This is a genomic window from Rhizobium sp. BT03 (assembly GCF_030053155.1).
In the GTDB taxonomy this organism is placed as follows: Bacteria; Pseudomonadota; Alphaproteobacteria; order Rhizobiales; family Rhizobiaceae; genus Rhizobium.
Genome location: NZ_CP125640.1, coordinates 3676608 through 3691343, shown reverse-complemented (window position 1 = coordinate 3691343; position 14736 = coordinate 3676608). Strand labels below are relative to the sequence as shown.

The following is a 14736-nucleotide window of genomic DNA, read 5'->3' as shown; positions in this document are numbered from 1 at the left end:
TTCAGGTTTCGATGGTAATTATTATCGGTTCATGGGGAATTGTTTTCCGCCGGGCTTGCATATCGAGCAAATCGATACCAACTAAGAGCCGATTTGCCGGCGAGGGACGAAGACGGCAATGATGTGCGGATACCCCTGAGAATGCAGGAAGGCAGTGGCCTAATCGCGAGCTGAGTGGCAGACGCGCGAGTTCGGCTAAGCTTGTTACAAGATTGGACGAAGACGCATGGCACGCAAGCCGATTGGAATTCTAGGCGCCGTTACCCTTTTTGCAGCGGCTCTCGCTGCATCCACCGCATTTTCGCAGGAAAAGCCGGTCGAAAAACCGCAGCAGAACCTGCCGGCGATCGTCGTCACAAAGGCTGTGAATCGGACACTCGTCGACCGGGTCATCGGCACGGGAACGATCAAGCCTGTCGAGGAAGTTTATATTCAGCCGCAGGTGGAAGGTCTGTCGATCCGCACGCTGAAGGCCGATATCGGCGACAAGGTTGAGGCGGAAAGCACCTTGGCGACGCTCAACGATGACGCGCTGGTGCTGGAGAAGAGCCAGATGATGGCGACGAAAGCCAAGGGCGAGGCAAGCCTCGCCCAGTTGCGCGCCCAGCTCATCGAGGCGCAGGCCAATGCCGAACAGGCAAGGCAGCAGCAGGCCCGCGCCCAGGAAATGGTCAAGAAGGGCACGGTTTCCACCGCCCAGGTCGAGCAGGCCGATGCAACGGCCGCCGCCGCCAATGCCCGCGTCGTCTCCGCCGAACAGGCGATCGAGGTCGCCGAAGCCGATCTCAAGGTCTTCGACAGCCAGATCGCCGATGCGGATCTGAAGCTGGCGCGCACCGATGTAAAGACGCCGGTGGCCGGCACGGTCTCGGCGAAGAACGCCAAGGTCGGCGCCATTGCCGCCGGCAACGGCGATCCGCTGTTCACCCTCATCCGCGACGGCGATGTCGAGCTTGTCGCCGAGGTCGCCGAAAGCGACATCGTCAGGGTCGTGGCCGGCCAGAAGGCGACGATTTCGCTGTCCGGCAGCCGCGAGAAGCTGTCCGGCGCCGTGCGCCTGGTGTCGCCGACCGTCGATCCCACCACCCGCCTCGGCCTCGTCCATATCTCCATCGACGACGACAGCAAGGCGCGTTCCGGCATGTATGGCAGCGCCGAGATCATCGTTCGCGAGACGGAGGGCGTATCGCTTCCCCTGACCGCCGTACTGACAGGCAACGAAGGCTCGTCGGCCCGCAAGGTGGAGGATGGCGTAGTGAAATTCGCCAAGGTCGAGACCGGCATCCAGGACGGCGCCTATGTCGAAATCGTCGATGGATTGAAGAGCGGCGACGAGGTCGTGGCCAAGGCGGGCGCTTATGTCCGTGACGGCGACCACATCACGCCGGTGCGTGAACAGCCCCCGGCTTCCAACTAAAGAGACCATCCGATGAATTTTTCAGCCTGGTCCATTCGAAACCCGATCGCGCCGCTGCTGGCCTTCTGCCTGTTGATATTCATCGGCATGCAGTCCTTCAACAAGCTGCCGATCACGCGCTTCCCGAACATCGACGTTCCCCTCGTTTCGATCAGCGTGACGCAGAGCGGCGCTTCGCCCGCCGAACTCGAAATGCAGGTGACGAAAGAGATCGAGGACGCGATCGCCTCGATTACCGGCATCGACGAAATCCAGTCGACGGTGACCGACGGCAGCTCGCAGACCAACGTCATGTTCCGCATGGAAGTGCCGACGGAACAGGCCGTGCAGGACGTCAAGGATGCGATCGACCGCATCCGCAGCGATCTGCCGGCGACGGCTGAAACGCCTATTGTCACCAAGGTCGATGTCGAGGGCCAGGCGATCCAGACCTTCGCCGTGTCCTCGCCCGACATGTCGCTGGAAGAACTTTCCTGGTTCGTCGACGATACCGTCAAGCGATCGCTGCAGGGACAGGCCGGCATCGGCCGCGTCGACCGGTACGGCGGCGCCGAGCGCGAGGTGCGCATCGAACTCACCCCCGGCAAGCTCGATGCCTATGGCATCACCGCGGCCAGCGTCAACCAGCAGCTGCGCGGCACCAACATCGACCTCGGCTCCGGCCGCGGCCAGGTGGCCGGCAGCGAACAGGCGATCCGTGTTCTGGGCGATGCACGCAATGTCGCCGAGCTCGCAGACACCACGATTGCGCTGCCGAACGGCCGCTTCGTCAAGCTGTCCGATCTCGGTGTCATCAAGGACACTTATGAAGAGCCGAAATCCTTCTCGCGCTTCAACGATACGCCTGTCGTCACCTTCGGCGTCTTCCGCTCGAAGGGTGCCAGCGAAGTCAGCGTCGCCGAAACCGTGGCGCAGAGCCTCGACAAGGTTCGCAGCGAAAACCCGAACGTAAAGATCGAACTGATCGACGATTCGGTCTATTTCACCTATGGCAACTACGAAGCCGCTATCCATACACTGCTCGAAGGCGCGCTGCTCGCCGTCATCGTCGTCCTTCTGTTCCTGCGGAACTGGCGCGCGACGCTGATCTCGGCCATCGCCCTGCCGCTGTCGGCGATCCCGACCTTCTGGGTCATGGACATGATGGGCTTCTCGCTGAACCTCGTCAGCTTCCTCGCCTTGACGCTCGCGACCGGCATCCTGGTCGACGACGCGATCGTCGAAATCGAGAACATCGCCCGCCATATCAAGATGGGCAAGACGCCCTATCGGGCAGCGATCGAGGCGGCGGATGAAATCGGCCTTGCCGTCATCGCCACCACCTTCACCATCATCGCCGTCTTCGTGCCGGTTTCCTTCATGCCGGGCATTCCGGGCCAGTATTTCATCCAGTTCGGCCTGACCGTCGCCTTCTCCGTCTTCTTCTCGCTGATGGTCGCACGCCTCATCACCCCGATGATGGCCGCCTATCTGATGCGTGCGGAAGACGGCGTCGACGATCATCACGACAATGACGGCCTGCTGATGAAGGGCTATACGCGCCTCGTCACAGGCACGACCCGCAAGTGGTATTGGCGTTATACGACCCTGATCGTCGCCTTCGTCTTCACGGTAGGTTCGGTCATCTCGCTGTTCATGTTCGTGCCCGGCAGCTTCCTGCCGCCGGAAGATGCCTCGCGCATCGTGCTCTCCGTTGAGCTGCCGCCCAATGCACGCCTTGACGATACTGAGAAGACGACCGATGCGATCTATGAAAGGGTCAAGGATATCAACGGCGTCGAAAGCGTCTTCGTCCTCGGCGGCGCATCGCCGAAGGGCGATCTCGAACTGCGCCGCGCAACCATTACGCTCGCCCTCCACAAGCTCGACCAATCGCTGATCAAGAAGATGGTCAATGACGGGCTCGGCCGCATCCCCCTCATCGGCCCGATGCTGCCAAAGGTGGAAGTCCACGGCCGTGAACGTCCGCAATGGGATATCGAAAAGGAAGTCTTCGCCAAGCTACGCGACATTCCCGACGTCCATATCCTGAAGCTCAACGACCGCGGCGAACGCGACCTCTCCTTCAACTTCCTCTCCAAGAACGAGAAGGACCTGAACGACGCCGTCGGCATCCTGGAATCCAAGCTCCGCGCCGATCCGCTGCTTGCCAATGTCAGCGCCGACGGCGCCCTGCCCCGTCCGGAACTGCAGGTCTATCCACGCAAGGATGAGGCCGCACGCCTCGGCATCACGCCGCAGCAGATCTCCGAGACGATCCGTGTCGCCACCATCGGCGATGTCGATGCGGCCCTTGCCAAGATCTCGCTCGACGATCGCCAGATCCCGATCCGGGTCCAGGCGGCAGTCGACATGCGCCGCGATCTCTCTGCCATCCGCGCATTGAAGATCCAGACCGCCAGCGGCGGCACCGTTCCGCTCGCAAGCGTCGCCAATATCGACTACTCGGAAGGCGTAAGCTCGATCAAGCGCAACAACCGCTACCGCGTCGTGGCGATCGGCTCCGATCTGCCGCAGGGCGTAGCCCTCGACACGGCTTCGGCCCGCTTCCGCGAGATCGTCAAGGCGGCCAATATCCCGGCCACGGTGCATCTTGCCGAAAGCGGCGACACCAAGGTGCAGTCCGAGATGCAGCAGAGCTTCGTCAACGCCATGCTGATGGGCCTGCTGCTGGTGCTGACGGTGCTGATCCTGCTCTTCAAGGACGTGATTCAGCCCTTCACCATCCTGCTCTCGCTGCCGCTCGCCATCGGCGGCGTCGCGGCGGCGCTGATCATCACCAGCAATCCGCTGTCGATGCCTGTGATGATCGGCATCCTGATGCTGATGGGTGTCGTCACCAAGAACGCCATCCTGCTCGTCGATTTCGCGATCGAGATGCGCCATCAGGGCATGGCCCGCGTCGAGGCCATGGTCGAAGCCGGCCGAAAGCGTGCCCGGCCGATCATCATGACTTCGATCGCCATGTCGGCAGGCATGCTGCCGTCCGCGCTCGGCGTCGGCGAAGGCGGCTCGTTCCGCGCGCCGATGGCGATCGCGGTGATCGGCGGCATCATCGTCTCGACGGTGCTCTCGCTCGTCGTCGTGCCGTCCTTCTTCCTGATCATGGACGATCTGTCCCGCCTGCTCGGCTGGATGTTCGGTCGCCTGGTCGGCCGGAAAGACGAGGAGGAGCTGCCGCTGTCGCGCGAGGATCTCACCCGTGTCACCCGCGAAAACCGCGAAGACATCGACTCGCTGGAGGAGCGTCTGACCGCAATCGAAACGCCGGAAAGCAAGCGCAAGAACACCAAAGGCAACGACACCAACGTGCTGCGCCTGCCGCCGTTTGCGGCGGAATAAGCAAAGCCCCGAAAATGAAACGGGCCGGGAGCGATCTCCCGGCCCGTTTCATTTTGCCGTTCTCGCCGCCATGCGCGGCGTCGGTCCGCGGCGGCAGGTCGGATCGTCAGAGCCCACCCTGCTCCCTGAGGAAGCTGACGATCGAGCTGACGCCGTCGCCGCGCTTCATGTCGGAGAAGACGAAGGGGCGGCTTGCGCGCATGCGCGTCGCATCCCGGTCCATCACCTCGAGATCGGCGCCGACATAGGGCGCCAGATCCTTCTTATTGATGACGAGAAGGTCCGACCGGGTGATGCCGGGCCCGCCCTTGCGCGGGATTTCCTCGCCCTGGCAGACGGAGATGACATAGATGGTGATATCGGCAAGATCGGGCGAGAAGGTCGCCGCCAGATTGTCACCGCCGGATTCGATGAAGACGACGTCGAGATCGGGGATCCGCTGGTTGAGGCCGGCAATCGCCTGAAGATTGATCGTCGCATCCTCGCGAATGGCGGTATGCGGGCAGCCGCCGGTCTCGACGCCGACGATCCGGTCCGAAGGCAGTGCCTGCATGCGCACCAGCGCCTCGGCATCCTCGGTCGTGTAGATGTCGTTGGTGACGACGGCGACGGAATAGTCGTCGCGCATCGCCTTGCAGAGCTTTTCGGTCAGCGCCGTCTTGCCCGAGCCGACCGGTCCGCCGATGCCGACGCGCAGGGGTCCGTTTCTTGATTTCATATGTCTTACTCCAATCGAACCCGATGATAGCGGCGCCGCGGATGGGCGCCACCGTCAAATGACGCAGATGCTCGGATAATTTATGCCGTTACGAACGGAACAGCCGCGTCGCCTGTGTCTCATGGCGCAGGCCGGCAATATCGGCCTGCACCGCCGCCGAGCCGAGATCGTCGAGCGTCGAGGCCGCCGCCCGCAGGGCGATCTCGGTGATCTGCTCTTCGAGACCGGCAAGCACGGCAACACCGTCTCGCTGACCGGTGACGCCGAGGCGGATGCCTGAGGAAACCGCCTGCGAGGCATAGGCATGCAGAAAGGCGGCGAGCGCCTTCTCAGGCCCTATGCCATGCGCGCCGGTCACCGCCCCGACCGCGACGGGATAGGCCACCTTGTCGGGCAGCCTCTCGAACACGCCATCCGGCCAGGCGCGTGCCGCCGCCAGGAAGGCCTCGCCGAGCAGGATGGTTTCCTGATGGCGCTCGCGCGATCCGGCAAGTGCGGCGGCAAGGGCAGCGATCTCGGCAAGCCGCGCTGGTTCTCCGGGACACCTGTGGCTTTCGGCCAGCAGCACCGCATCGTTCCAGACCGAACCATGGCCGATCAGCGTGCCGATCCAGCCCGCAAGCGAGGCGGCATCCGTGACCAGCCCATCGGCCACGGCCCGCTCCAGCCCGCCCGAATAGGCAAAGCTGCCGATCGGAAAGGCCGGCGAGAGCCATGCCGTCAGGCGCAGCAATGCCTGCAGCTCGTAATCCCCAGTCATCGAGCCTCAGTCGTGCTTGTGGCCGTGATGCCCGTGGTCGTGATCATGGTCATGACTACATCCCGGCCCATGCACATGGTCGTGGCCGTGATCATGTTTGTGCTCATGCCCGTGGTCATGCGCGGTATGCCCGTGGTCATGCGCCGCATGACCGTGATCGTGCGAATGCGCGCCGTGGGAATGATAGGCGCCGCGCGCCGGCTGGAAGGGCTCATCGATGTCGAGGACGGTGGCGCCGAGCCCCTGCAGCATGCTGCGAATGACGTGGTCGCGCAGGATGACGATCCGGTCTTCCTCGATCTGGGCCGCGAGATGACGATTGCCGAGATGCCAGGCAAGCTCGACCAGATGCGTACGGTCGCGGCCGCGGACCTCGAAGAGTTTCTCATCGGCCGCGAGAATCTCGATCAGCTCGCCATCGTCGCGCACCAGCAGGTCGCCATTGGCGAAAAGCACCGGATCCTTGAGATCGAGCATGACCATCTCGCCATTTTCCAGATGCAGTAGCTTGCGGCGCAGATGGCGCAGATCGTGCGGCAGCTTGACCTGGGCGGTCGGATGGGAGGACGGGGTTCCGGCGGGAAGATAGGAGGTGACGCGCTGCATGATATGTCCGTTTTGATGAGACGACGACCATGCAAAATAGCCTTTCCCGATGCAAGCACCAATGGCCTTTATGCCCGCGTCGGGTTTTTATATTCCGTAAGCCTGCATCACGTTGTCGCTCTCGGCTCCCCTGCCCTTGGCATCGAGGCCATTATCGGCCATTCCGTGCCAGGCATGATGCAGGCCTTCCCGCTCGTGTACGACGCGATTGCGTCCCAGCGCCTTGGCGAGGTAGAGCGCCCGGTCTGCCGAAGCATAGACCGCCTGCTTGCTGCGCCCGGCGGCGAGATCGGCAATACCGCCGGAAACGGTGATGCGTATATCGTGCCCTTCGGCCGCGATGGCATCGTTTGCGATCCGGGCCCGGACGCCTTCGATGCGCTCCATCCGCGCCTCCAGCGGCTCGCCGGAGACGATGACGCCGAACTCCTCCCCACCCAGCCTTGCGACAACGGACATTTCATCGAAGGCGGATATGAGTATGGCCGAAACCGCGGTGATGACGGCATCGCCGCAGCCGTGACCGAAGCGATCGTTGATCGCCTTGAAGCGGTCGACATCGAAAATAACCAGCGAGGCATTGCCCTCGGTGTTCTCGAGCGCCTCTGTGAAGGCGCGGCGGTTCAACAGGCCCGAAAGCGTGTCCGTGCGGCTGAGCTTTTCGAACTCGGCCCGCGACAGCGTCAGCTCATGCAGGGCAAAACCGGCGGCCAGCGACAGCATGCCGGAAACCGTGCCGCCGACGAGCCAGGAAAAAATAGCGCCGAAACCGATCGCGTGCCAGAGCGTCACCGGCAGCAGCCCGAAAAACCCGAGCGTCGGTATGGTCAGCGCCATGATGACGCCGGAGAGAATGATAGTGAGAAAGCTCATCTTCAAGGCAAAGACATAGACATTCCCGCGATATTGAAAATCGCCGAAATCGGCCTGCAGCGACATCCAGTTTCTCATGAGAATCGACCTTCCTGCCCGGCGTTTCAAGGCATTGATAGGAGCCCAATTGCTGCGGGTGTCTTAATCCAGTCGTTAAAATTCGAACGGTTTCGGACCTTTCGGTGGACAGATTTTTTCTAGCAGGAGATGCAGCTTTCCTATCCCTGAATCGGACAGTGCAGAGAGACACTTAGACGTTTGATTTAAAACAGCTTTATCAGGCCGCGCCGCGCGGCTGTTCCAGAATGGTCTAACTGGGGGAAATATCGGTTTCTCCACCGATTTTTACAACCGAGTGGAGAGTGAATTTTACAATTCACCTTAAGAGCAGACCGACCGGCGGCTGGTTCAATTGTAGACACCCATAGACAATCGCAATGATTGTGGAAGCGGGTTCCATAAGCCGGTCCGGAGCCCCGCCGAGCGGAGTGCGGCAGCCGTCCAGGTGTTGCAGCCGAAGAGGGCGTTGAAATATCCCTTGGCCTCAAAGAACCGGTCGATCTCGCCGTAACCCGCATCCGCGATCGGCGTCACCACGCCCGCGTCGCGAATGAAGCTGTCCGCGATAAAATTGCGCAGCCGCGCCAATTGATCGTCACTGACATCGAATGCCGCAACGCTCGGCTGCGGCTCAACGATATTACCGGCAAGGTCCACATGCAGCACCGAACGGTCGATCGTCAGCGCCCGCAGCACCGGCAGCGGCTTCAGCTCCGACCAGCTCGGGGTTTCCAGATAGAAGGCGCGGCCGCCCCAGCCGACAATGAGCCATTCCGCATCCGGATGACCGAGCGGAAAACCGGTCTCGGCGAGAAAGGAAAAGGCAGCCCGCGTCTCCTCGTCGAGCGGAATGGCGATATCGGTATGGATCGGTCCGGACAGCAGCAGAATCCGATGCGCCGCCGCCGACGACGACGCCTTGACCGGGGCAATCAGCGGGCGGGGAATGAAGGTTCCGCAGACCGCCAGAAACACGAGCAGGAATACGGTCCGCAACAGCCAGCGGATGCCTGTCATCATCGGAGCCATCCGTCGCACAGAGGGCCGTGTGCCTAAAACAGGAAATAGCGCTGCGCCATCGGCAGCACCGTCGCCGGCTCGCAGGTCAGCAATTCGCCGTTCGCCCTGACCTCGTAGGTCTCCGGATCGACCTCGATCTCCGGTGTCAGGTCGTTGTGGATCATCGACGCCTTGGAGATGCCGCCGCGGGTATTCTTCACCGCCACGAGCTGCTTGGCGACCCCGAGCCGGCCCTTCAGGCCGGCATCGAGCGAGGCCTGGCTGACGAAGGTGACGGAGGAATTGGTGAGGCTCTTGCCGTAGGAGGCGAACATCGGCCGGTAATGCACCGGCTGCGGCGTTGGGATCGAGGCGTTCGGATCGCCCATCGGCGCGGCGGCGATCGAGCCGCCGAGCAGCACCATGTCGGGCTTCACCCCGAAGAAGGCCGGGTTCCAGAGCACGAGGTCGGCGCGCTTGCCGACTTCGACAGAGCCGATCTCGTGGCTGAGCCCATGGGCGATCGCCGGGTTGATCGTATATTTGGCGATATAGCGGCGGACGCGGAAATTGTCGTTGTCGCCCTTTTCCTCCTTCAGCCGGCCGCGCTGGCGCTTCATCTTGTCGGCCGTCTGCCAGGTGCGGATCGCCACCTCGCCGACACGGCCCATGGCCTGGCTGTCGGATGAGATGATCGAGAAGGCGCCGATATCGTGCAGGATATCTTCAGCGGCGATCGTCTCCTTGCGGATGCGGCTTTCGGCAAAGGCGATATCCTCGGGGATCGACGGCGACAGGTGATGGCAGACCATCAGCATGTCGAGATGCTCGGCAATCGTATTGACCGTATAGGGTCGGGTCGGATTGGTGGACGAGGGAATGACGTTCGGCTGCCCGCAGATCTTGATGATATCGGGCGCGTGCCCGCCGCCCGCCCCTTCGGTGTGGAAGGCATGGATGGTGCGGCCCTTGATGGCGCCGATCGTATCCTCGACGAAGCCGCTTTCGTTCAGCGTATCGGTGTGGATCATCACCTGCACGTCGTATTCGTCGGCGACCGACAGGCAGCAGTCGATGGCGCCAGGCGTCGTGCCCCAATCCTCGTGCAGCTTCAGCGAGGTGGCGCCGGCCAGCACCATTTCGGTCAAGGCGCCCGGCAGCGAGGCATTGCCCTTGCCGGCAAAGGCGAGGTTCATCGGGAAGGCATCGGCCGCTTCGATCATCCGCGCGATATGCCAGGGCCCGGGCGTGCAGGTGGTGGCAAGCGTGCCATGCGCCGGCCCCGTGCCGCCGCCGAGCATGCAGGTCATGCCCGACATCAGCGCTTCCTCGATCTGCTGCGGCGCGATGAAGTGGATATGGCTGTCCATGCCGCCGGCAGTGATAATCTTGCCTTCGGCGGCGATCGCCTCCGTGCCCGGGCCGACGATGATATTGACGCCGGGCTGCATATCGGGATTGCCCGCCTTGCCGATCGCAACGATGCGACCGTCCTTAAGCCCGATATCGGCCTTGTAGATGCCGGAGTGATCGACGATCACCGCATTGGTGATGACGGTATCGACCGCGCCGTCCGCCCGTGTCACCTGGCTCTGGCCCATGCCGTCACGGATCACCTTGCCGCCGCCGAACTTCACCTCCTCGCCATAGGTGGTGAAATCCTTCTCGATCTCGATGAAGAGTTCCGTATCGGCAAGGCGCACCTTGTCGCCGGTCGTCGGTCCGAACATGCCGGCATAGGCGGCGCGGGAGATCTTGTAGGGCATTCATCAAGCTCCATGGGAGGAAGAGAAAAACATTTTTCCGCTAAGCCGCGAGAGGCGGCCGGCGGCAACATAGGTATCGACAAGCTGCCTTTCGGCCGCAAACGGATGCCATTCCCAGCCGGCGTGACCGAAGCCAGCCAGCATCACCTCGGCCTCGGCATATTTGTCCAGCACTTCGGCGATGACGATCGTGCCGCTGCTCGGCACCACATAGGGCGCCGGCGCAAAGGCCGAAAGCGAGGCGTCAACCGCTTCGTGGACCGCCTTGCCGATGACGACATGCGTCTTACCGGTCTCCGCGCAGAAGGCAGCGAACGCGTCCGTATAATCGTCGCAGAAATCGTCGAGATCGGGATGCGAGACGGCAAGCGGCGCCCGCATCGCGGCGAATTTTTCCGGGTCGCGCACGCTCCAGATTTCGCGGGCCGAAACGACGCCGGGATGGGCACGCCATTGCGGCGCGCCGAGCATCGCTTTTGCCGGCCGGCCGGTATTGCAGACCGCAACGGCATCCGTCCGGGTGCCGCCGGTCCCGTAGGAACGGCAATCGTTGAAGCGGATGACGAAATCGGCGGCATCGATCACGCCTGCTTCCGCCTCTGCGACCTCGCCATTGCCGACGATCACGATCTTCTTGATCACCTTAATTGCTCATCGTGTCTTCGAGTTCTTTCAGCTCTTTCGTGCGTTTGTCGGTGATATTGGCGAGACAGCCGGCAACCCGCATCGGCTCCATCGTGCCGCCGCGGGCCTGGAAACCGAAGGCGTCGCACTCGGCGTCACGATAATCGATCCAGGCGCGCTGCGCCTTGACCAGCGCCTGCTCCGCGCCCTTCATGTCGCCGTCGAGATCCTTGTCGACCGCGGCAAGAGCGGCACGGGTCTTCTTGTATTGCGCATTCAACGCCTTGTCGGCGGTCTCGTGGCGCGCCGCTTCGCAAGAAGTCATATCCGATTGCGTCTTGGGATTCTGGCAATCGATATCCTGAGCGGAACCGCCATCGGCCATCAGCAGCATCGCCGCCCCGATGAGGCAGATATTCAAACGCATGCATCCCTCCGTTAAAGCTTGCCCATCACCAGCTGACGGAAGCCATAGACTTCGCGCTTGCCGGAAAGCGGGATCAGCGTCACCGAGCGCGTCTGTCCCGGCTCGAAGCGCACCGCCGTTCCCGCCGGAATATCCAGCCGCTTGCCATGCGCCGCCGCCCGGTCGAAGGAGAGCCCGGCATTGGTCTCGGCGAAATGATAGTGGCTGCCGACCTGCACCGGCCGGTCGCCGGTATTGGAAACCTCCAGCGTCACCGTCGGCGCGCCGGCATTCAGTTCGATGTCGCCGCTGGCGGCAATGATCTCACCCGGAATCATCTTATCTCCTTAAGCCGCCCTGGGCGCGCAGCCCTCGGCCTTCAGCACACGCTTCGTCGACGCCGGATGTTTGGCGAGCATCGCCGCCGGCCGGATGGGTCTGGCAACAAGATTGCCGCCGCAATTCGGGCAGACGCCCTTGAGCACGCCATCGACGCAATCGGCGCAGAAGGTGCATTCATAGGTGCAGATCCGTGCCTCGCTGCTTTCCGGCGGCAGATCCTTGTCGCAGCATTCGCAATTGGGCCTGAGCTCGAGCATATCCGTCTCCTTACCGGATCGGTTCGTGAACGGTGACGAGCTTGGTTCCATCCGGGAAGGTCGCCTCCACCTGCACGTCGTGGATCATCTCGGCAACGCCTTCCATCACCTGGTCGCGGCCGATCACATGGGCGCCGGCCTCCATCAGCTCGGCGACCGGGCGGCCATCACGGGCGCCTTCGACGACGAAATCGCTGATCAGCGCAATCGCTTCCGGGTAGTTCAGCTTGACGCCGCGCTCCAGCCGCCGCCGCGCCACCATCGCCGCCATGGATATCAGCAGCTTGTCTTTTTCTCTCGGAGTGAGGTTCATCATCTACCTGCTTATTGAACTTATAGATTCCAGACTTTCGGCACGGGCGCACCATTGCGCAAGGCGGAAATGACCGGGATCAGGATTTTTCTGAGCGAAAAGCCGTCGGCTGCCGCAAGGCGGACGACGAGCTTGCCGTCCCAGGCGCTCGCACCGCCCATCGAGCCTTCGACGAGCGGTCGCACCTTGCCGAGATAGGCTTCCGAAAGCGGCCCGGCATAAAGCAGCGTCGCAAAGGCCACCTGTCCCCCGAGTACCGCCTGACGTGCCGCCAGCGCCGCCACCCCTTCTGAAAGCCTGAGCTCCTCGGCGTGGATCAACTGGCCGGAGCGGCGGATGCGCCAGCGGTCGCGGAAAAGCCCGGTCTCCACCATCTCGCCCATCGCCTTGCGGCCGAGCAGTATGGCTTCGACGGCCAGAAACTCGGCGCTCTCATCTAGATCGACATCCAGCCGGCGAAAAAGTGCGGCGCGATCGAAAAGGATCGTTTCCTGCGGCAGCCAGTCGACGCGGGCTTGGGCTCCGACCTTGATGCTGGTCGTCACCTCGGCCGTGCCGGCCGATGCCTTGTAGATCTTTTCGCAAGCCTGGGTGGTGACGTCGATCTTCGTGCCGGCACCGGCAACGATGCTCCAGTCCATCCGGTCGCCGCCGGTCAGCCCGCCTGCAGTGTTGATGATGACGGCTTCCATCGAAGCATCGAACGTATCCGGCAGCCGGATCTTCGCCGCCCCTTCCTGATAGAGCTCACGCAGACGCGTGCGGCCGTCGAGCAGCTTTGCCGCCAGATGCCCGCGTCCTTCCGCTCTTTGCGGTCTCGTGCCTGCCGCCGCAATCACCATATCGTGCCTCTCGGTCGCGCCACCGGTTTTCCATTTCAATCGCGCGGGTAACGGAAAGCAAGCAATTCCCATGCCGTCCAAGGATAGCCGCAACGGACCCGGCAGATTTGAAAGAAGCTCCGCCAGTTGCCGAAAAATACGGCATTTGCCGGTCAGACGGTCAAATGACGGCGGGCCTCCGGCGTATCCAGCGTCTCGGCAAGGCCTTCATGGACGATTTCGCCGCGATCCATGATGTAGACGTAGTCGGCAAGCTCCCGGCAGAAATCGAGATATTGTTCGACGAGCAGGATCGCCATGCCGGTGGAATCACGCAGGTAACGGATTGCCCGGCCGATATCCTTGATGATCGACGGCTGAATGCCTTCGGTCGGCTCATCGAGCACGAGAATCCTCGGCCGCGTCACCATCGCCCGGCCGATCGCCAGCTGCTGCTGCTGCCCGCCGGAAAGATCGCCGCCGCGGCGTGACAGCATCGACTTGAGCACCGGGAAAAGACTGAAGATATCGTCGGGGATGTTGCGGTCGCGGCGGCCGAGCGGAGCAAAGCCGGTTTCGAGATTTTCCTTGACCGTCAGCAGCGGGAAAATTTCCCGCCCCTGCGGCACATAGCCGATGCCCTGTTTGGCGCGGGCAAAGGGCGGCAGGCCGTTCAGCCTGGTATCGTTGAAGATGACGGTGCCGGCCGACAGCGGATGCTGGCCGGTCACCGCACGCAGAAGCGAACTCTTGCCGACGCCGTTGCGCCCCAGCACGCAGGTAATCTTGCCCATCTCCGCCTTGACGGAGACGCCGCGCAGCGCCTGCGCCGCGCCATAATGCAGATTTGCGTTTTCGACTGTCAGCATCCGTTCACCCATTCCCCATCAGTTCATCAGCGTACGCCTCAGCATCAGCAGGGCGTACTCCTGTTCTTTCGTTCTTTCGCCGCCGGCCGCGGCCACGTCCTCGGCAATATCAATCAGTTGCCGGCGCTCCTGCATGTCGAGCGCCTTTAACCAGAGATCCCGGAACCGGCGGATCGGGTCTTCGGCACTGGTGACGTTCTTGGACGCCCATTCGCCGAAAACCAGCACCTCGTCCATATCGCCAGGCCGGATGATGCCCTTCATGCGGCTGCGAATGACATCCTTGGCCGCGTCGAGATACATCGGCTTCTCCTTGGCAAGGCAGAAGAAGAAAGCCACCGCCGCAATCGCCGGATCGGCGATCGAGGCGAGCGGCGCCGCCTCCGCCTGCTTGCGGCGCTTTCCGCGCCTGTAAGTGCCCCGCATGCGCTCGACGGAATCGATGATCTCGCTTCCCGCCTCACGCACCATCTTAAAACGCCAATACCAGATGACCGCGCCGCTGATCGCCGCGACCAGAATACCGAGAAAAGCCATGATGAAACCCCACAATAAAACCCGCC

At 62.5% G+C, this 14736-nt stretch carries 16 protein-coding genes; 2 read left to right on the top strand and 14 right to left on the bottom strand.

The genetic code is table 11. The features are described 5' to 3' along the window. Nucleotides 1-226 precede the first annotated feature (226 nt). Complete coding sequence (locus QMO80_RS17920; protein WP_283197723.1) at nt 227-1417, top strand: efflux RND transporter periplasmic adaptor subunit; 1191 nt, start codon at nt 227-229, stop codon at nt 1415-1417. A gap of 12 nt (nt 1418-1429) precedes the next feature. Beyond that, nucleotides 1430-4759: an efflux RND transporter permease subunit gene (locus QMO80_RS17915; protein ID WP_283197722.1), complete on the top strand. Its 3330-nt coding sequence runs from the start codon at nt 1430-1432 to the stop codon at nt 4757-4759. Nucleotides 4760-4865: 106 nt separating this feature from the next. Here QMO80_RS17915 and ureG read toward each other — a convergent pair whose 3' ends face one another. The 14 genes from ureG to QMO80_RS17845 all read right to left on the bottom strand — a co-directional run bounded on the left by ureG (nt 4866) and on the right by QMO80_RS17845 (nt 14710). Continuing rightward, on the bottom strand, nt 4866-5477 hold the full coding sequence (gene ureG, locus QMO80_RS17910) for an urease accessory protein UreG (protein WP_003590582.1): 612 nt from the start codon (nt 5475-5477) through the stop codon (nt 4866-4868). 88 nt (nt 5478-5565) lie between these two features. Next, entirely contained in the window at nt 5566-6237 is a 672-nt protein-coding gene (locus QMO80_RS17905; protein WP_283197721.1) for an urease accessory protein UreF, read from the bottom strand. A 6-nt stretch (nt 6238-6243) separates the two neighbouring features. Beyond that, nucleotides 6244-6843 carry an urease accessory protein UreE gene (gene ureE / locus QMO80_RS17900; RefSeq protein ID WP_283197720.1) on the bottom strand — a complete coding sequence of 200 codons (600 nt, stop codon included), beginning with the start codon at nt 6841-6843 and terminating at the stop codon, nt 6244-6246. An 87-nt stretch (nt 6844-6930) separates the two neighbouring features. Continuing rightward, entirely contained in the window at nt 6931-7794 is an 864-nt protein-coding gene (locus QMO80_RS17895; protein WP_283197719.1) for a GGDEF domain-containing protein, read from the bottom strand. A 330-nt stretch (nt 7795-8124) separates the two neighbouring features. Next, nucleotides 8125-8796, bottom strand: a complete 672-nt coding sequence (locus QMO80_RS17890) for a TIGR02117 family protein (protein WP_283197718.1) — start codon at nt 8794-8796, stop codon at nt 8125-8127. 32 nt (nt 8797-8828) lie between these two features. Further along, nucleotides 8829-10541, bottom strand: a complete 1713-nt coding sequence (gene ureC / locus QMO80_RS17885; RefSeq protein ID WP_283197717.1) for an urease subunit alpha — start codon at nt 10539-10541, stop codon at nt 8829-8831. 3 nt (nt 10542-10544) lie between these two features. Further along, nucleotides 10545-11168: a Urease operon accessory protein gene (locus QMO80_RS17880; protein ID WP_283200217.1), complete on the bottom strand. Its 624-nt coding sequence runs from the start codon at nt 11166-11168 to the stop codon at nt 10545-10547. 16 nt (nt 11169-11184) lie between these two features. Further along, complete coding sequence (locus QMO80_RS17875) at nt 11185-11592, bottom strand: lysozyme inhibitor LprI family protein (protein ID WP_283197716.1); 408 nt, start codon at nt 11590-11592, stop codon at nt 11185-11187. 11 nt (nt 11593-11603) lie between these two features. Further along, complete coding sequence (locus QMO80_RS17870) at nt 11604-11909, bottom strand: urease subunit beta (protein ID WP_003542314.1); 306 nt, start codon at nt 11907-11909, stop codon at nt 11604-11606. A gap of 9 nt (nt 11910-11918) precedes the next feature. Continuing rightward, complete coding sequence (locus QMO80_RS17865) at nt 11919-12170, bottom strand: DUF1272 domain-containing protein (protein WP_088937950.1); 252 nt, start codon at nt 12168-12170, stop codon at nt 11919-11921. Between the two features lie 10 nt (nt 12171-12180). Continuing rightward, nucleotides 12181-12483, bottom strand: a complete 303-nt coding sequence (locus tag QMO80_RS17860; protein ID WP_064695492.1) for an urease subunit gamma — start codon at nt 12481-12483, stop codon at nt 12181-12183. A gap of 20 nt (nt 12484-12503) precedes the next feature. After that, entirely contained in the window at nt 12504-13325 is an 822-nt protein-coding gene (locus tag QMO80_RS17855) for an urease accessory protein UreD (RefSeq protein WP_283197715.1), read from the bottom strand. Nucleotides 13326-13477: 152 nt separating this feature from the next. Continuing rightward, entirely contained in the window at nt 13478-14173 is a 696-nt protein-coding gene (urtE, locus tag QMO80_RS17850; RefSeq protein WP_283197714.1) for an urea ABC transporter ATP-binding subunit UrtE, read from the bottom strand. A gap of 18 nt (nt 14174-14191) precedes the next feature. Further along, nucleotides 14192-14710 carry a hypothetical protein gene (locus QMO80_RS17845; RefSeq protein WP_283197713.1) on the bottom strand — a complete coding sequence of 173 codons (519 nt, stop codon included), beginning with the start codon at nt 14708-14710 and terminating at the stop codon, nt 14192-14194. Nucleotides 14711-14736: the final 26 nt, after the last annotated feature.

Bases quoted from the DNA above. Each gene is read 5' to 3' on its own strand.
- QMO80_RS17920 (WP_283197723.1), top strand. From the start codon at position 227: ATGGCACGCAAGCCGATTGGAATTCTAGGCGCCGTTACCCTTTTTGCA.
- QMO80_RS17915 (WP_283197722.1), top strand. From the start codon at position 1,430: ATGAATTTTTCAGCCTGGTCCATTCGAAACCCGATCGCGCCGCTGCTG.
- ureG (WP_003590582.1), bottom strand. From the start codon at position 5,477: ATGAAATCAAGAAACGGACCCCTGCGCGTCGGCATCGGCGGACCGGTC.
- QMO80_RS17905 (WP_283197721.1), bottom strand. From the start codon at position 6,237: ATGACTGGGGATTACGAGCTGCAGGCATTGCTGCGCCTGACGGCATGG.
- ureE (WP_283197720.1), bottom strand. From the start codon at position 6,843: ATGCAGCGCGTCACCTCCTATCTTCCCGCCGGAACCCCGTCCTCCCAT.
- QMO80_RS17895 (WP_283197719.1), bottom strand. From the start codon at position 7,794: ATGAGAAACTGGATGTCGCTGCAGGCCGATTTCGGCGATTTTCAATAT.
- QMO80_RS17890 (WP_283197718.1), bottom strand. From the start codon at position 8,796: ATGATGACAGGCATCCGCTGGCTGTTGCGGACCGTATTCCTGCTCGTG.
- ureC (WP_283197717.1), bottom strand. From the start codon at position 10,541: ATGCCCTACAAGATCTCCCGCGCCGCCTATGCCGGCATGTTCGGACCG.
- QMO80_RS17875 (WP_283197716.1), bottom strand. From the start codon at position 11,592: ATGCGTTTGAATATCTGCCTCATCGGGGCGGCGATGCTGCTGATGGCC.
- QMO80_RS17870 (WP_003542314.1), bottom strand. From the start codon at position 11,909: ATGATTCCGGGTGAGATCATTGCCGCCAGCGGCGACATCGAACTGAAT.
- QMO80_RS17865 (WP_088937950.1), bottom strand. From the start codon at position 12,170: ATGCTCGAGCTCAGGCCCAATTGCGAATGCTGCGACAAGGATCTGCCG.
- QMO80_RS17860 (WP_064695492.1), bottom strand. From the start codon at position 12,483: ATGAACCTCACTCCGAGAGAAAAAGACAAGCTGCTGATATCCATGGCG.
- QMO80_RS17855 (WP_283197715.1), bottom strand. From the start codon at position 13,325: ATGGTGATTGCGGCGGCAGGCACGAGACCGCAAAGAGCGGAAGGACGC.
- urtE (WP_283197714.1), bottom strand. From the start codon at position 14,173: ATGCTGACAGTCGAAAACGCAAATCTGCATTATGGCGCGGCGCAGGCG.
- QMO80_RS17845 (WP_283197713.1), bottom strand. From the start codon at position 14,710: ATGGCTTTTCTCGGTATTCTGGTCGCGGCGATCAGCGGCGCGGTCATC.